Here is a 15845-nt window from a genome sequence, read left to right as displayed (position 1 = left end):
CATCGTGGGTGCTCCGGGTGGGAGTCTCAGTTCTTGTCGTTCATACTGCCCCAGTCATCATCCAACACGCGCCATGCCTTCGATGACGTGCGCGCGGATTCGCGGTCTGCAACACACAACATCGCCAACCGTGACCGCATGGTCGCTGCCATGAATTGACGCCCTGCGTGAAGCGGGGCGGCAAAAAACCGTGCGGGAGCAACCCGCCCGATCAACAACAGAGGGAACAAAAATGAGCTTCACGCGTCGCAAATTGCTTCTTCTCGCCGCCGCCATCGGCATCGCCGCCGGCCCCGCCACCGCTTATGCCGCGGATGTGCTCAATGTCGGCGCCTACCCGACCAACCCGCCCTTCGAATTCAAGAACGAGAGCGGCACTTTCGAAGGCTTCGAGGTCGACATCGTCAACGAAGCCGCCAAGCGCATCGGCATGACCACCGACATCGCCGATCTCGGCTTCCAGGCGCTGTTTGCCGCCACCACCTCGAAGCGCATCGACGTCGCCATCTCGTCGATCACCATCACGGCGGAGCGGCTGAAGTCACAGTCGTTCACGCAGCCCTATTATGATTCCGATATGGGCATCGCCACCAAGGCCGACAGCCCGATCAAGGCCGAGGCCGACCTCAAGGGCAAGATCATCGGCGTGCTGTCCGGTTCGACCGGCGAAACCTGGGTCAAGGCGCATCAGGAAGCCGACGGCTTCAGCGACGTGAAGGGCTACGACACGCAGCAGAACCTGCTGCTCGACCTCAGCGCCGGCCGCGTCGATGCGGCAGTCAGCGACATTCCGGGCATGGAATATTCCTTCACCAAGATGAAGGACCTGGTGGTCAAGGAGCGCATCAAGACCGGTGAGCAATACGGCCTGATGATGACCAAGGACCACCCGCTGCTCGGCAAGCTGAACGATGCGCTGAGCGCGATGAAGAAGGACGGCACGCTGGCCGCGATCCACAAGAAGTGGTTCGGCAGCGACGCGCCCGCCGACTCTTCGACCATGAAGGAAATGCCGCTGCCGAAGGCCTGAGCTGAAGGCTGCGGTAACATCGTGCCGGCTTTCCAGGCCGGCACGATTCTTTCACGCCTGGCCGCCGGCTTCTGCCGCAGATCTCCTGCCCTCGGCGGCCCATGAGTTTAACGTGAGCATTCTTTGCTCTGGGGTTCGGGAACGCTCCCATGTCGCTGATCGACACCTTCTTCAACCCCGACGTCATTATGTCCAGCCTGCCGGCGCTGCTGCGCGGCTTCCTGAACACGCTGCTGCTCGGCATTTTGAGCATCGGCATCGGCATCCCCATCGGCCTGGGGATCAGCCTGGTGCGGCTCTATGCGCCGAAGCCGTTGCGCTGGCTCGCGGTCGGCTACACCGACATCTTCCGCGCCCTGCCGGTGCTGGTCGTGCTGATCCTGATCTACTATGCGCTGCCCTTCCTCGGCATACGCCTGTCGTCCTGGGCATCGGCGGTGACAGCCTTCGCCTTCATCATGTCGGCCTACTCGGCCGAGGTGTTCCGCTCCGGCATCGAGAGCATTCCGCGTGGCCAGTTCGAGGCGTCGCAGGCGCTTGGCCTGCCGTTCCTCCTGACCTTGCGCAAGGTGGTGCTGCCGCAAGCGATCCGCGTCGTCATCCCGCCGATGACCAGCAACTGCGTCTCGATGTTCAAGGACACCTCGCTCGCCTCCACCGTGGCGCTGCCGGAACTCTTGAAGGAAGCGACCAACGCGCAGTCGCTCTACGCCAACCCATCGCCGCTGATCGGCGCCGCCCTTGTCTATCTCATCTTCCTCTGGCCGATGGTCCGCCTCGTCAGCCTGCTTGAAGAGCGCTTCAAGACCGAAAAGAAGCGCTGACCTCGCCAACCGATCCCACCCCGTCCAAGCCCTCCGCAGGAGCCTACCCGTGAATAAGCATCAAACCGACAATGCGAATGCCACCGCGTTCCCCGTCGACACCATCCGCGCCATGTTTCCAGCCTTGCAGCGGGCCGGCGATTTCATCTTTTTGGACAACGCCGCCGGCGCGCAGATCCCGCAGAGCGTGCTCGACGCGGTGACCAATCATCTGGTTTCGCACAATGTGCAGCGTGGCGGCCGCTATGGCCGCAGCGTCACCGTCGACCAATCGGTCGCCGATGCGCGGACAAGCGTCGCTCTGCTCATCAACGCCTACAGCCCGGCGGAAATCTGCTTCGGCATGAATGCCACCTCGTTCATCCGCCTGGTCAGCCTCGGCATCGGCCAGATGCTGCAAGAGCGCGACGAGATCGTCGTCACCGACATGGATCATGACGCCAACATCGCGACTTGGCTGGCGCTGGAATCGGCCGGTGCGAAATTCAAATGGTGGCGGATGCGTGAGGACGGCAATCTGCATGTCGACGATCTGCGTCCGCTGGTCTCGGACCGCACCCGCCTGGTCGCCTGCACGGTCACGGCGCACTCGATCGGCTCGATCGTCGATGTCGCTGCGGTGGCTGGGATCGCGCATGCGGCCGGCGCCGAAGTGTTCCTCGACTGCGTGCATTACGGGCCGCATGGACTGATCGACGTGCAGGCCTGGGATTGCGACTATCTCGTCTGCTCCGGCTACAAGAATTTCTCGCCGCATATGGGCTTCCTGTGGGGCCGTTTCGAAACGCTGAAGCGGCTGCCGACCTTTCGCGAGGACTTCATCCCCGACGAGCCGCCCTACAAGGTCGAGGCCGGCACCTTCATCTACGAGAACGTTTCCGGCATGGATGCGGCGGTGCAGTATCTGGAACTGATCGGCCGCAATCTGGCGCCGTCCAACAACCGCTCCCGACGCGAAAACATCGTTGCCGGCATGGGCGCCATCCGCGACTACGAGCTGGTGCTGGCGCGCGAGATGCTGGCCGTGCTGAAGGATTGCGGGGCAACCATCTACGGCGTTGCCGACGAGGCGCGCATCCATGAGCGCGTGCCGACCTTCTGCTTCAACATCGGCAAACTATCGCCGCAGCGGGTCGTCGAGGAAATGGCCGAGATGCAGATCGGCATCCGCGACGGCCACATGTACGCGCCACGGCTGATGAAGCGTCTCAACCTCTCGATGGACAGCGGCGCCATCCGCGCCTCGTTGGTCCACTACAACACGGTCGAGGAAGTCCGGCGCTTCGGCGAAGCTCTGCGTGCGATTGTCGCGAAGTTGTCCCGAGCTGCGGCCTTCGGGCCGGTCGAGTAGTAGGCTGCGGCTACATTGGGGGTCGTAATCCTGGGGTCTGCGCGACGCTTCGCCCTAGGCCCTGTACTGATAAATGAAAAAGGACTGCGATAGGTGGAAAACTGCCCTCCCAGCATGCAAGATGGCTGATGGCCAATTTATCGTTCCAGCACTTGAACACCGATTGGAATGCCGAGCCCAATGCTCCTGACATAGAGCTGGTAGTCGAAGGCAACAGCGTCCGCCTTTCCTTTCGTCTTAACCCGTGGGCCTACAGTGCCGAGCCTGGAGAAATTGCGACGCTACGATTCCTCGGCTGCAGTCGTTTTCGTTGGGACGCGACGAACGATCATGCATGGTTTGCAGGAAAAGGGCTTTACGGCGGTCAGGCTCCGAAATGGGGCGAGTTCTACGAGGTTATGGGCGACACTCGGGTCGTCGAGGATGACGATTGGGATGTCTTGTCGGCGGATTTGCCGACCTCCCGTCAATTCCTGTTCTACTTCCGTGACGACACAATTGAGATCGTGGCTCAAGATTGGTTGCTGACACGGGAAACACCACTGGCCGCTGAGGACCCCTCCGGCTGAGACTTTCATACTGCGGCGGAATCTGATTCAGACTCCGCAATAATATGAAGGTCCCGGTCGAAAAACGACTCCATTGCGGATCTACACCCAAGGATATATGCTGTCGCAGCGCGCCTAGGCATCCCGCTTCACCATCGCGCATGTTCCATGAAAGTAAAGAATAGATTCGACTCGCTCATGCACGCGGTCTGTGCTGGTCATGGGTATTGCGGAGGAATGCACGGCGACAAATTCATGCATGTCACCGATTTTATCCCTCAATCCGGTGATGTCACAGCGGACCAATTCGTGGAATGGGTCTTTCTAGCTGAAATTGAGAACAAGAGTGAGCGAATGTCCCCCAGATGGGATCGGCATCGCCAAAGGATACGAAGCTATTTTGTTGAGTACATGGGATCAGACGTCATCGATGCCAGCCAATTAAAATGGGGTGTAGAGGGCTAAGCCAGCCCCTTTGCCCTGCTTCCCAATCATCGCGGTCATACTGCATTTATGAGTTCACGACCTAGGATGACGAAAAGCCTCAGGCGGCCTTCTTCTTCGCCAGCCTCGCTTTGATCGACGCGACGTCGGCGCGCGGCGTCGCGGCGAACAGCGTCCTGGTGTAGCTGTGCTTGGGGTCGGCGAAGACCTCGTCGCGCGAGCCGTATTCCACCGCTTCGCCGAAATACATCACCATCACATCGTCGGCGATGTAGCGTACCACGGACAGATCGTGGCTGATGAAGACGTAGGTCAGCTGGAACTCGTCCTGCAGGTCGGCGAGCAGGTTGAGCACCTGCGCCTGCACCGACAGATCGAGCGCCGAGACCGGCTCGTCCAGCACCAGCAGGCTCGGATTGAGCATCAGCGCGCGGGCAATGGCGATGCGCTGGCGCTGGCCGCCGGAGAACATATGCGGATAGCGATTGTAATGTTCGTGACCGAGCCCGACCTTCTTCAGCATCTTCATCGCCAGGTCGCGCCGCTCGGCCGCCGGCTTGTCGGTGTTGATCAAAAGCGGCTCGCCCAGCACGTCGCCGATCTTCTGGCGCGGATTGAGCGATCCGTAGGGGTTCTGGAAGACGATCTGCACCTTGCGGCGCATCTCCTTGGTCAATCCGCCCTTGGCGATGTCGACCTTGTTGCCGTCGATGAACAATTCGCCCGATGTCGCCGGATCGATCAGCGTGATGATGCGGGCAAGCGTTGACTTGCCGCAGCCGCTTTCGCCGACAATGGCCAGCGTCTTGCCCTTGTCGACCTTGAACGAGACGCCCTTGACCGCGTGCACGGTGCGCGGCCCGGTGAACAGGCCGCCGCCGATGTGGTAGTCGCGGACGATGTTCTTGCCTTCGAGAACCGTGGTGCTCATCAGGTGGCTCCCGCAGCAGAAGGCGCCGGCTCGAACATCATGTCGGAAACGGTCGGCAGCCGGTCGCCGACGGCGTTTTCCGGCAAGGCCGACAACAGCGCCCGCGTGTAATTGCTCTTTGGCGATTCAAACAGCGACAGCACGTCGGCCTCTTCCATCTTGCGGCCCTTGTACTGGACGATGACGCGGTCAGCGGTCTCGGCCACCACGCCCATATTGTGGGTGATCATGATCAGGCCCATGCCGTATTTGGCCTGCAGCGAAACCAGCAGATCGAGGATCTGCTTCTGGATGGTGACGTCGAGCGCCGTGGTCGGCTCGTCGGCGATCAGCAGTTTCGGATTGCAGGCAATGGCGATGGCGATCATGACGCGCTGGCACTGGCCGCCGGACATCTGGTGCGGGAAGGAACTCAGCCGCTCTTCAGGGTCGGCGATGCCGACCAGCTTCATCAGTTCGATGGCACGCGCCCGGCGCTGGGCGCGGTCCATGCCCATGTGGAAGCGCAGCACCTCCTCGATCTGGAACCCGACGGTGAAGCACGGGTTGAGGCTGGCGATCGGCTCCTGGAAGATCATCGAGATGTCCTTGCCGACGATCTTGCGGCGTTCGGACGGGCTGAGCTTCAGCAGATCGACGCCGTCGAAGGCCATGCGGTCGGCCTTGACGGTTGCCGTGTTGGGCAACAGCCCCATCACCGCCAGCATCGACACCGACTTGCCGGAGCCGGACTCGCCGACGATCGCCAGCACTTCGCGCGGCTCGATCGACAGGTCGATACCTTGCACGGCCATGAACGGTCCGGCCGCGGTGTCGAAGGAAACGGTGAGGTTCTTGATCTCGAGCAGAGGCATGCTCAGGACCTCTTCAGCTTGGGGTCGAGCGCGTCGCGCAGACCGTCGCCGATCAGGTTGATGGCAAAGACGGTGATCAGGATGGCGAGGCCAGGGAAGGTCACCACCCACCAGGCGCGCAGGATGAACTCGCGCGCTTCGGCCAGCATGGTGCCCCATTCCGGCGTCGGCGGCTGCGCGCCCATGCCGAGGAAGCCAAGGGCCGCCGCCTCGAGGATGGCGTTGGAGAAGGACAGCGTCGCCTGCACGATCAACGGCGCGATGCAGTTTGGCAGGATGGTGACCAGCATCAGCCTGAGATGGCTGGCGCCGGCGACCTTGGCCGAGACGACATATTCGCGGGTCTTTTCGGCCATCACGGCGGCGCGGGTGAGCCGGGCGAAATGCGGCTGCAGCACGAAGGCGATGGCGATCATGGCGTTGACGAGGCCGGGGCCAAGCACCGCGACCAGCACCAGGGCCAAGAGCAGCGACGGGAAGGCCAGGATGATGTCCATGATGCGCATGATCAGCGTGTCGACCCAGCCGCGGCAGTAGCCGGCGAGCAGGCCGAGGATGACGCCTGAAATCAGCGCTGACGTGACAACGACGAAGCCGATGGCGAGCGAGAAGCGCGAGCCGTAGATCAGGCGCGACAGCATATCGCGGCCGACGGCGTCGGTGCCGAGCAGGAACTGCGCATTGCCGCCCTCCTGCCAGGCCGGCGGCGTCAGGAAGAAGTCGCGGAACTGATCGTCCGGCGAATGCGGCGCCAGCAGCGGCGCGAAAATGGCGATCAGGATCAGCAGCGCGAAGACGAAGAGCCCGATCACCGCGCCCTTGTTGACGGAGAAGTAATGCCAGAACTCGCCGAACATCTGCAACCTGGCGTCCTGCGGCTTGACGACGGTCGCGGCTTCGATGGTGGCGGGGCCTTCATTGCTCATGTCAGTTGGCCCGGATGCGTGGGTTGATGACGGCGTAGAGCACGTCGACGATGAGGTTCACCGACATGACGATCAGCGCGATCAAAAGCAACCCGCCCTGCACGGTGAAATAGTCGCGCTTGGAAATGGCGTCGATCATCCATTTGCCGATGCCGGGCCAGGAGAAGATGCTCTCGGTCAGGATGGCGCCGGTGAGCAGCGTGCCGACCTGCAGGCCGATGGTGGTGACGACCGGGATCAGCGCGTTGCGGAAGGCGTGCAGGCCGATGACCCTACGCGGCGCCAGGCCCTTGGCGCGCGCGGTGCGGACATAGTCCTCACCCAGCACCTCGAGCATCGCCGAGCGCGTCTGCCTCGCGATGACGGCGAGCGGAATGGTGCCGAGCACGATGGTCGGCAAGATCAGGTGCGACAGCGCCGAACGGAAGGCGCCCTTCTGGCCCGAGATCAGGGAATCGATGGTCATGAAGCCGGTCACCGGCTTGAAGAAGTAGAGGAGGTCGATGCGGCCTGAAACCGGCGTCCAGTGCAGCATGCCGGAGAACACGATGATCAGCAGCAGACCCCACCAGAAGATCGGCATGGAATAGCCGGCCAGCGCCGTGCCCATGGTCAGTTGGTCGAACCAGGAGCCGCGGCGGATGGCAGCGAAAATGCCGGCGGCCACACCCAGGATGACGGCAAAGATCATGGCGAAGATGGCGAGCTCGACCGTTGCCGGAAAGCGGACAAGGAAGTCCTTGAGCACCGGTGTCTTGGTGGAAAACGAGGTGCCGAAATCACCGCCGAGGATGTTCGTCAGATAGGTCAGATATTGTTGCCAGATCGGCAGGTCGAAACCGAACTGGTGCATGAGCGCCGTGTGGCGTTCGGGCGACAGGCCGCGTTCGCCCGCAAGCACCAGCACCGGATCACCGGGCAGGATGCGCACGAAGCCAAAGGCGAGGATGGTTATCCCGATGAAGGTCGGGATGATGAGGGCGAGCTTGCCGAGGATATAACGCAGCATGGCGGGCGAGTGGGGGCGTCACCACATGGTGGCGCCCCCGTTTCGCAACCTTATTCGGCGATATCGACGCCGTCGAAGCGGTGGATACCGAGCGGATCCATCGCAAAGCCGGTGACGGTCTTCTGCATCGGCATGAACACCTTGGAGTGAGCGAGCGTCGCCCAGGGTGCCTGTTCCTTGAAGATGACCTGTGCCTGTTCATAGAGCTTGGTGCGCTCGGCCTGATCCGAAACGGTCTTGGCCTTGTTGATGAGCGCATCGAAGTCCTTGTTGCACCATTCCGCGCGGTTGTTCGAACCGACGGAAGCGCAGCTCAGGAGCACGCCGAGGAAGTTGTCCGGATCGCCATTGTCGCCGGTCCAGCCGACGATGACGGCGCCGTCGTGATCGACCGCGGAAGCGCGCTTGAGGTATTCACCCCAATCGTAGCTGACGATCTCGACGGTGACGCCGACCTTGGCGAAGTCCGCCTGGATCAATTCGGCGGTGCGGCGCGCGTTCGGCATGTAGGGGCGCGACACCGGCATGGCCCAGACGTTCATCTTGAGGTCCTTGACGCCGGCCTCTTCAAGCAGCTTCTTGGCTGCATCCGGATCGTACGGATCGTCCTTCACTTCCTTGTTGTAGGACCACATGGTCGGCGGGATCGGGTTGACCGCCACCTGGCCGGCACCCTGGAAGACCGCGTCGATGATGGCCTTCTTGTTGATGGCCATGTTGAGCGCCTTGCGCACGCGCACGTCGTCGAACGGCTTCTGCTGGGTGTTGTACATCAGCGCGCCGACATTGAGGCCTTCCTGCTCCTCGACCTTCAGGTTCGCATCGGCCTGCAGGCCGGCGATGTCGGCCGGTGCCGGGTACGACATGATGTTGCATTCGCCGGCCTTGAGCTTCTGTGCGCGCACGGCCGGATCGGTGGTGATGGCGAAGACCAGATCGTCGATCTTCTGCTTGCCGCCCCAATAGTCCGGGTTGGCCTTGTAGCGGATGGCGGCGTCGGTCTGGTAGTCGACGAAGATGAACGGGCCGGTGCCGATCGGCTTCTGGTTGAACAGCTCAGGCGTCTTGTCGGCCTGCAGCTTGTCGGCATATTCCTTGGAGACGACGGAGGCAAAATCCATGCCCAGCGTCGGAATGAAGGTGATCGCCGGCTCCTTGAGGGTGAACTTCACCGTCAGGTCATCGACCTTCTCGACCTTGGTGATGTTGTCGCCGAACTGGTCATTGTAATACTGGTAGGCAATGCCCGGAATGTACTGGAACCAGGGACCGTTCTTGTCGACCTGACGTTCGAACGAGAACACCACGTCGTCGGCGTTGAAGTCGCGCGTCGGGGTGAAATAGTCGGTGGCGGCGAACTTGACGCCCTTGCGCAGCTTGAAGACATATTCCTTGCCATCGTCGGAGATCGTCCAGCTTTCGGCCAGGCCCGGCGAGGTCGTCGTCTTGCCGTGATCGAATTCGACGAGGCGGTTGAAGACGGTGCGCGAGGACGCGTCGAACGTCTGGCCTGCGGTATACGGCGCCGGATCGAAACCTTCCGGCGAAGCTTCCGCGCAGTAGACCAGAGTTTTCGCATTGGCCATGCCGCCCAGGACGCTTGCAGCCAGCAACGCGGCTGCAAAAGTCAGCTTCTTATTCATTGAGCACTCCCTGATGTTCTTCCAAGCCCCTCTATCAGGCTCGCGAAGCGCGCATATAAGCACCGTTTTTCCGGCTTTGGAACACCCCGTTTGCTTACCCCGCGGGAAGCAGGAAAAAAATCCGCAACTTTGCCAAATTGCAGAAAAAATTAGCCGTTTCTTCCGTTCACGAGATTATTAACAGCCGAATTTTTTTATTGATCGCCAGGCTGACGATATAAATGTTCCCGGCGCTTCCGAGCGGCCGTGGGATGCGTCAGGACACCGCCTGGAGCGCTGGCGGCGGCAAAGACTTTCGACGGCAAATCTTTCGCCGCGTTGCCGCAAGGGCAAGACTTGCACGCTCACCAAGGGAGGCAATACATAGGGTGTAGCGGCCGCAGCGGAGGACGCCCTTGCCAATTCAGGGGCGAGTGCGGCACGGATGAACAAGACTTGTCCAGGGAGGAACGGTTGGCAAAAGCATCAAGGACGACGGCGCCGGTGAAAGCGGGAGCCAAGGCGCCGTCGAAAGCAGCCGGTACTGCCAAGCCGAAAGCACCCGTTGCCAAAGCCGCCAAGCCGAAGGCGGCCGCGGCACCTGTAAGGGCAAGCACAAAGCCGGCGGTGAAAGCCCCGGCCAAGGCTGCGGCCGGAAAGACGGCGCCGGGGCGTAAAGCGGGTGCGGCAAAGCCCGCTGCCAGGCCGGCCTCGAAGGCCGCGGCAGCGGTGAAGGCCCCACCGGCGGCAAAGCCGGCCGACGCCACCGCCAACCGATTGCCGAAAGCGCTGACGGCGCTGGCCGCCGGCTTGCCGGAAAAGCCGTGGCTCAAGAGCTATCCGAAAAACGTGCAGGCGGAGATCGGCGCCCTGCCCTACAGCTCGATCGGCGATTTCCTCGTCGCCGCCTGCAAGCAGTTTTCCGCGCAGCCGGCCTTCACCTGCATGGACAAGTCCATCAGCTACACCGATGTCGAGCGGCTGTCGGCGGCCTTCGGCGCCTACCTGCAATCGAAGGGCCTGCAGAAAGGCGCGCGCGTCGCGCTGATGATGCCCAACGTGCTGCAATATCCGGTGGCGATGATGGCGATCTTGCGAGCGGGTTATGTGGTGGTGAACATCAATCCGCTCTACACGCCGCGCGAGCTCGAACACCAGCTGAAGGATTCCGGGGCGCAAGCCATCGTCATCCTGGAGAACTTCGCCAACACCTTGCAGGCGGTGATCGCCAGGACCGCGGTCAAGCATGTGGTGGTCGCCGCGATGGGCGACATGCTTGGCGGGCTGAAGGGCACAATCGTCAATTTCGTCGTGCGCCGCGTGAAGAAGATGGTGCCGGCATGGTCGCTGCCCGGCCATGTCAAGTTCAATGCCGCCATGAAGGCCGGCGCCGGTATGGGCTTCAGGCCGGCCAAGGTGGCAGCCGACGATGTCGCCTTCCTGCAATATACGGGCGGCACCACGGGCGTCTCGAAGGGCGCCACGCTGCTGCACAGCAACGTGCTCGCCAACGTCGCGCAGAACGCGCAGTGGATGGAGGACGCCTACACGATCAAGCCGAAACCCGCGCATCCCAACTTCATCTGCGCGCTGCCGCTCTATCATATCTTCGCGCTGACGGTGAACGCGCTGATGGGCATGCAGCAGGGCGCCCGCAATGTGCTCATTCCCAATCCGCGCGACATCCCAGGCTTCGTCAAGGAATTGCAGAAATATCCGGTGCACATCTTTCCCGGCCTCAACACGCTGTTCAACGCGCTGCTCAACAATGAGGATTTCCGCAAGCTCGACTTCAAGCCGCTGGTGCTGACGCTGGGCGGCGGCATGGCGGTGCAGAAGGGCGTCGCCGAACGCTGGAAGGCGCTGACCGGATGTTCGGTCACCGAAGGCTACGGCCTCTCGGAAACCTCGCCGGTGGCCACCGCCAACAAGTTCACCGCCGGCGACTTCACCGGCACCATCGGCTTGCCGCTGCCCTCGACGGAGATCGCCATCCGCGACGAAGACGGCAACAATTTGCCGCTCGGCGAGGTCGGCGAAGTCTGCATCCGGGGGCCGCAAGTGATGGCGGGCTACTGGAACCGGCCGGATGAGACCGCCAAGGTGATGACCAAGGACGGCTACTTCAAATCCGGCGACATGGGCTTCATGGACGAGCGCGGCTACACCAAGATCGTCGACCGCAAGAAGGACATGATCCTGGTCTCGGGCTTCAACGTCTATCCCAACGAGCTCGAGGAAGTCGTGGCGATGCATCCGGGCGTGCTCGAAGTGGCGGCGATCGGCGTGCCGGACGAGCATTCGGGCGAGGTGCCGAAACTGTTCGTGGTCAGGAAGGATCCGGCGCTGACCGCCGAGGCACTGACCGCCTTTTGCCGCGAGAACCTGACCGGCTACAAGCGGCCCAGATACATCGAATTCCGCACCGAACTGCCGAAGACGCCGGTCGGCAAGATCCTGCGGCGAGCGCTGCGCGAATGATTGCAGCCGGCGGCGCGGATGCCGTAGATGCACCTTGCCGTCCTGACCCGGCAGAGTTCATCAGGACGAACATGCGCCTCGCCCCGGTGCCGTCGGTGCCTGAGATCCAGCTTTTTACACCGCACCCGGCCAGTGGCCTGAGACGGCTTACCGATACGCACCAAAGCGCTGACGACGATGACGACACGATCGAGGCGGACAACAATGGACCTGAGCCGCAGCCGCCTTACTGGGCTTACGTGTGGGCCGGCGGCGCGGTGCTTGCGCGCCATATACTGGATCATCCGCAAACGGTAGCCGGTCGCCGCGTGCTCGACCTTGGTGCCGGCTCCGGCCTTGTCGGCATCGCCGCAGCCAAGGCCGGTTCGCGCGAAGTGATCGCCGCCGAGATCGACCGTAACGGCGTTGCCGCGATCGGCCTCAATGCCGCGGCCAACGGCGTCGAGATCGCCATTGTCGACAAGGACATTACCACGGGTCCCCCGCCGGCGGTCGAGCTCGTGCTTGCCGGCGACGTGTTCTACGGCCCTGAGGTTGCTCTGCGGGTTATCCCGTTCCTCGACCGCTGCCTGGCGGCCGGCATCGAGGTGCTGGTCGGAGATCCCCGCCGCAACGACCTGCCGCTGTCCCGGCTGCGATTGCTCGCCGAATACAAGGTGCCGGATTTCGGCGACGCGAAGGGGGCTGCGACGAGGCTTAGCGGCGTCTTTTCGTTTGAGGAGGGAGCGCGCTGACGCCACAGAGCAAGCCTAAATTCTACTCATTGTGGACAAACATCGAGGGCAGAAAATAGATTCGACTAGCCGTTGGTCGGAGAAGTCGAGTGGCGTGGATTAAAGTTGTTCAACGTATCGGTTTCACAGTTTGCCCAAAATGCGAAAATCGGGGCTTCGATCTTCAGCCAGGCGAAGACATCGACAGCGCAAAGCGCCAAGATCAGGTGCGGCAAATGCGGGTACGTTTGTTCTGCTGATGAGTGGCCCATTGTGTCCGAAAACAAACCAGAAGCTCGATAGTTTCCATGGACTGCTCCCCCATCTCGGCCATTGGCAGAAAATCCCGAGGTGAATCGAGTTTGACCTAGCCTTTCCCGTCAGATCGTCTCCCTGACCCGCGCCGAGAGAAAATCCGGCAGGTCGGCGACCGAATCCAGAACCACATCGGCAATGCCGGCCAGCGATTCGCGGGTGCCGGTGCCGGAGAGCACGCCGACCGCCAGCCCGCAGCCGCCGGCACGTGCCATTTCGAGGTCGTGCCGGTTGTCGCCGACCATGGCGATTTCCGCCGGCTTGAGGCCGGTGAGATCGCTAAAGGCCTGGATGGTGTCGGGCGCCGGCTTCGGATTGGCCACCGCGTCGTAGCCATAGGCCGCGTCGAACAATTGAGCGACGCCGAGCGTGACCAGCGTCTTTTCCGCGCCGCTGGTCGAATCGTTGGTGGCGACGCCAAGCCGGTAGGATTTCCTGTGCAGTGCCGTCAGCGTATCGACGATGCCCGGCAGCGCCACGGCCATCGCCGAGCCTTGTACGGAGGTGATCTCGTTGAAGCGGGCAACCGCAAGCATCTGATCCTCGTTGGACAGGCGTGGGAACCACAATTCGACGACGTCGAGATTGGTGCCGGAGGCAAAGATGGAGTCCGGCTTGAAACGCTTGTTGGCGAAATCGAAGCCGGCAGCGGCCAGCAGCCTGTCGGCTTTCCAGCGATCGCCTTCCGACGCATCCATGGCCATGAAGTCGGCAACGCCGAGCCAGGTGGCGTTGAAGTCGACAAGCGTGCCGTCCTTGTCGAACAATATTCCCTTGATGTCTGCCAAGCTTTTCACTCCGAGCCACGCAAATGCTGGATGAATCCCACAAGGCCAGCGGTCGATGCATCCCGATTGGCGGCACTTTCCTTGCCCTCCACGACAGGCAACAGGCCGGTGGCCAGTTCCTTGCCGAGTTCGACGCCCCACTGATCGAAGGAGTTGATGTTGAACAGCGTGCCCTCGACGAAGACGCGGTGCTCGTAGAGCGCGATCAGCCGGCCGAAGGTGCGCGGGTCGAGCTTTCTGTAGAGGATGGTGACCGAGGGACGGTTACCCGAGAAGACGCGGTGCGGCGCGATCTTGTCGACCTCGGCCGGCTTCATGCCCTTGGCCAGCATCTGGGCGCGCGCCTCGTCCAGCGTGCGGCCCTTCATCAGCGCTTCCGACTGCGCCAGGCAGTTGGCGAGCAGCAGATCATGCTGGTGCTTGAGATCGGGCTCGTGGCCGACGGCCGCGGCAAGGAATTCGACCGGGATGAAATCGGTGCCCTGGTGCAGCAGCTGGAAGAAGGCATGCTGGCCGTTGGTGCCGGGCTCACCCCAGACCAGCGGTCCGGTCGGCGTCGTCACCGCCGTGCCTTCGAGGGTGACGCTCTTGCCGTTCGATTCCATGTCAAGCTGCTGCAAATAGGCCGGCAGCCTGGACAGGCGCTGGTCGTAAGGGATGACGGCGCGCGCCGGGTAACCGCAGATCACGCGATGCCACCAGCCGACCAGTCCCAGCAGCGCCGGCAGGTTCTCCTGCACCGGCGCGGTGCGGAAATGCTCGTCCATCTCATGCGCGCCATCAAGGAAGGCGCGAAAATTCCGCGGGCCGACAGCGATCATCACCGGCAGGCCGATGGCACCCCAGAGCGAATAGCGGCCACCGACCCAGTCCCAGAAGCCGAAGACGCGATCGGGCGCGATGCCGAACTTGGCCACCAGGTCGAGCGCGGTCGAGACGGCGGCGAAATGCTTGCCGACCGCTTCCTTGCCGAGCGCCTTCTCCACCCAGTCGCGCGCCGTCTGCGCATTGGTCATCGTCTCGACGGTGGTGAAGGTCTTGGAAGCGATGATGAAAAGCGTGGTCTCGGCGGAGAGGCCCTTCAGCGTGTCGTGGATATGGGCGCCGTCTATGTTGGAGACGTAATGCGCGCGCGGCCCGTCATGATAGGGCGCCAGTGCCAGCGTCGCCATGGCCGGGCCGAGATCGGAACCGCCGATGCCGATGTTGACGATGTCGGTGATCTTCTTGCCGGTGGCGCCGGCCGCCTTGCCCGAGCGCACGGCATCGGCAAAGGCGCCCATGGCGTCGAGCACGGCGATGACGTCCGCCTTGACGTCCTGGCCATCGACGGTGACGCCCTTGCCGGTCAGGTTGCGCAGCGCCGTGTGCAGCACGGCACGGTCCTCGGTGACGTTGATCTTCTTGCCCGCGAACATGGCGGCGCGGCGGCCTTCGAGATCGGCGGCCTGCGCGAGCTTTTCCAGCTGCTCCATGGTGGTCGCGTCGACCGCGCACTTCGACCAGTCGAGCAGCAGATCGCCGTCGGTGGCGGAGAATTCCACGAACCGCTTGGGATCGGCGGCGAAGGTCTGGCGCATGCTGGCGGGCGCCGCCGCGCGGTGGTCGCGCAAGGCGGCGAGCTGTTTTTGAAAGGACGATTGATCCACTGCCAAACTCCGAGACCTCGAGCCATCATTACGGACCGGATGTTTCCGGCGCGTGTCGTCGCGACAATCTATCGGGCCGAACTCCACCCGTATCAATGCGCAGCGATGACGCACACCCACACGCCGCCATGACGCACGATGTCATCGCCGGGATGAAGCGCCGCGTCACCCCACGATGCCGCAACGCGGCATCAAAAGGACGTGAAGGATCACTGGCATAAATCCCAACGATCAGAAAAATTGATTGGCGCAACCCCTTGTGCCACGGTTACGTTCGGCTGGTCCAGCCAAACGAAAAAGGCTGGCCATCGAGGAAATCTCCCATGCCACAGCGAAACGACACGGCGATATGGTCCGGCC

13 protein-coding genes are annotated in these 15845 nt (G+C 62.4%); 6 read left to right on the top strand and 7 right to left on the bottom strand.

Translation table 11 applies throughout. The annotated features are described in order from the left end of the window. Positions 1-232: 232 nt before the first annotated feature. From ENZ74_RS05400 to ENZ74_RS05385, 4 genes are all read left to right on the top strand, one after another. Positions 233-1030, top strand: coding sequence for an ABC transporter substrate-binding protein (locus ENZ74_RS05400; protein WP_024503391.1), 798 nt, complete (start codon positions 233-235; stop codon positions 1028-1030). Positions 1031-1179: 149 nt separating this feature from the next. Beyond that, the gene (locus tag ENZ74_RS05395; protein ID WP_013527987.1) at positions 1180-1854 is read left to right on the top strand and encodes an amino acid ABC transporter permease; all 675 of its coding nucleotides are present in this window, start codon (positions 1180-1182) and stop codon (positions 1852-1854) included. A 49-nt stretch (positions 1855-1903) separates the two neighbouring features. Continuing rightward, on the top strand, positions 1904-3205 hold the full coding sequence (locus tag ENZ74_RS05390) for a cysteine desulfurase-like protein (protein WP_063169940.1): 1302 nt from the start codon (positions 1904-1906) through the stop codon (positions 3203-3205). Positions 3206-3333: 128 nt separating this feature from the next. Beyond that, entirely contained in the window at positions 3334-3774 is a 441-nt protein-coding gene (locus ENZ74_RS05385; protein WP_063169939.1) for a hypothetical protein, read from the top strand. A gap of 523 nt (positions 3775-4297) precedes the next feature. On the opposite strand, the gene ENZ74_RS05380 is transcribed toward ENZ74_RS05385, so the two are convergent. From ENZ74_RS05380 to ENZ74_RS05360, 5 genes are all read right to left on the bottom strand, one after another. After that, positions 4298-5128 carry a dipeptide ABC transporter ATP-binding protein gene (locus tag ENZ74_RS05380; protein ID WP_063169937.1) on the bottom strand — a complete coding sequence of 277 codons (831 nt, stop codon included), beginning with the start codon at positions 5126-5128 and terminating at the stop codon, positions 4298-4300. Next, the gene (locus ENZ74_RS05375) at positions 5128-5982 is read right to left on the bottom strand and encodes an ABC transporter ATP-binding protein (protein ID WP_024503389.1); all 855 of its coding nucleotides are present in this window, start codon (positions 5980-5982) and stop codon (positions 5128-5130) included. Before ENZ74_RS05375 ends, ENZ74_RS05380 begins: the two co-directional genes overlap by 1 nt. Before the next feature lie 2 nt (positions 5983-5984). Continuing rightward, positions 5985-6839, bottom strand: coding sequence for an ABC transporter permease subunit (locus ENZ74_RS05370; RefSeq protein WP_224618710.1), 855 nt, complete (start codon positions 6837-6839; stop codon positions 5985-5987). Positions 6840-6909: 70 nt separating this feature from the next. Next, on the bottom strand, positions 6910-7917 hold the full coding sequence (locus ENZ74_RS05365; RefSeq protein ID WP_063169936.1) for an ABC transporter permease subunit: 1008 nt from the start codon (positions 7915-7917) through the stop codon (positions 6910-6912). A gap of 50 nt (positions 7918-7967) precedes the next feature. Beyond that, the gene (locus ENZ74_RS05360) at positions 7968-9560 is read right to left on the bottom strand and encodes an ABC transporter substrate-binding protein (protein ID WP_013527993.1); all 1593 of its coding nucleotides are present in this window, start codon (positions 9558-9560) and stop codon (positions 7968-7970) included. A gap of 453 nt (positions 9561-10013) precedes the next feature. Here ENZ74_RS05360 and ENZ74_RS05355 point away from each other — a divergent pair, with 453 nt between their 5' ends. Together ENZ74_RS05355 and ENZ74_RS05350 are read left to right on the top strand one after the other, a co-directional pair. Beyond that, positions 10014-12020 carry a long-chain fatty acid--CoA ligase gene (locus tag ENZ74_RS05355; protein ID WP_063169935.1) on the top strand — a complete coding sequence of 669 codons (2007 nt, stop codon included), beginning with the start codon at positions 10014-10016 and terminating at the stop codon, positions 12018-12020. Next, entirely contained in the window at positions 12017-12754 is a 738-nt protein-coding gene (locus ENZ74_RS05350; RefSeq protein WP_027161817.1) for a methyltransferase, read from the top strand. The genes ENZ74_RS05355 and ENZ74_RS05350 overlap by 4 nt, the downstream gene beginning before the upstream one ends. 359 nt (positions 12755-13113) lie before the next feature. Here the strand turns inward: ENZ74_RS05350 and ENZ74_RS05345 are convergent, their stop codons facing one another. Together ENZ74_RS05345 and pgi are read right to left on the bottom strand one after the other, a co-directional pair. Continuing rightward, positions 13114-13836, bottom strand: a complete 723-nt coding sequence (locus tag ENZ74_RS05345; RefSeq protein ID WP_063169934.1) for an HAD family hydrolase — start codon at positions 13834-13836, stop codon at positions 13114-13116. Positions 13837-13841: 5 nt separating this feature from the next. Further along, entirely contained in the window at positions 13842-15485 is a 1644-nt protein-coding gene (pgi, locus tag ENZ74_RS05340) for a glucose-6-phosphate isomerase (RefSeq protein ID WP_082826639.1), read from the bottom strand. Between the last annotated feature and the right edge of the window lie 360 nt (positions 15486-15845).

This window comes from Mesorhizobium sp. M7A.F.Ca.CA.002.15.2.1 (genome assembly GCF_003998715.1).
Lineage (GTDB): Bacteria > Pseudomonadota > Alphaproteobacteria > Rhizobiales > Rhizobiaceae > Mesorhizobium > Mesorhizobium ciceri.
The sequence above is the reverse complement of the archived record's forward strand: the minus strand, read 5'-3'. Positions and strand labels throughout refer to the sequence as shown.

Excerpts from the sequence above, each read along its gene's own strand:
- ENZ74_RS05380 (WP_063169937.1), bottom strand. The coding sequence starts at position 5,128 with ATGAGCACCACGGTTCTCGAAGGCAAGAACATCGTCCGCGACTACCAC.
- ENZ74_RS05350 (WP_027161817.1), top strand. The coding sequence starts at position 12,017 with ATGATTGCAGCCGGCGGCGCGGATGCCGTAGATGCACCTTGCCGTCCT.
- ENZ74_RS05365 (WP_063169936.1), bottom strand. The coding sequence starts at position 7,917 with ATGCTGCGTTATATCCTCGGCAAGCTCGCCCTCATCATCCCGACCTTC.
- ENZ74_RS05375 (WP_024503389.1), bottom strand. The coding sequence starts at position 5,982 with ATGCCTCTGCTCGAGATCAAGAACCTCACCGTTTCCTTCGACACCGCG.
- ENZ74_RS05360 (WP_013527993.1), bottom strand. The coding sequence starts at position 9,560 with ATGAATAAGAAGCTGACTTTTGCAGCCGCGTTGCTGGCTGCAAGCGTC.
- ENZ74_RS05385 (WP_063169939.1), top strand. The coding sequence starts at position 3,334 with ATGGCCAATTTATCGTTCCAGCACTTGAACACCGATTGGAATGCCGAG.
- ENZ74_RS05370 (WP_224618710.1), bottom strand. The coding sequence starts at position 6,839 with ATGTTCGGCGAGTTCTGGCATTACTTCTCCGTCAACAAGGGCGCGGTG.
- ENZ74_RS05400 (WP_024503391.1), top strand. The coding sequence starts at position 233 with ATGAGCTTCACGCGTCGCAAATTGCTTCTTCTCGCCGCCGCCATCGGC.
- ENZ74_RS05395 (WP_013527987.1), top strand. The coding sequence starts at position 1,180 with ATGTCGCTGATCGACACCTTCTTCAACCCCGACGTCATTATGTCCAGC.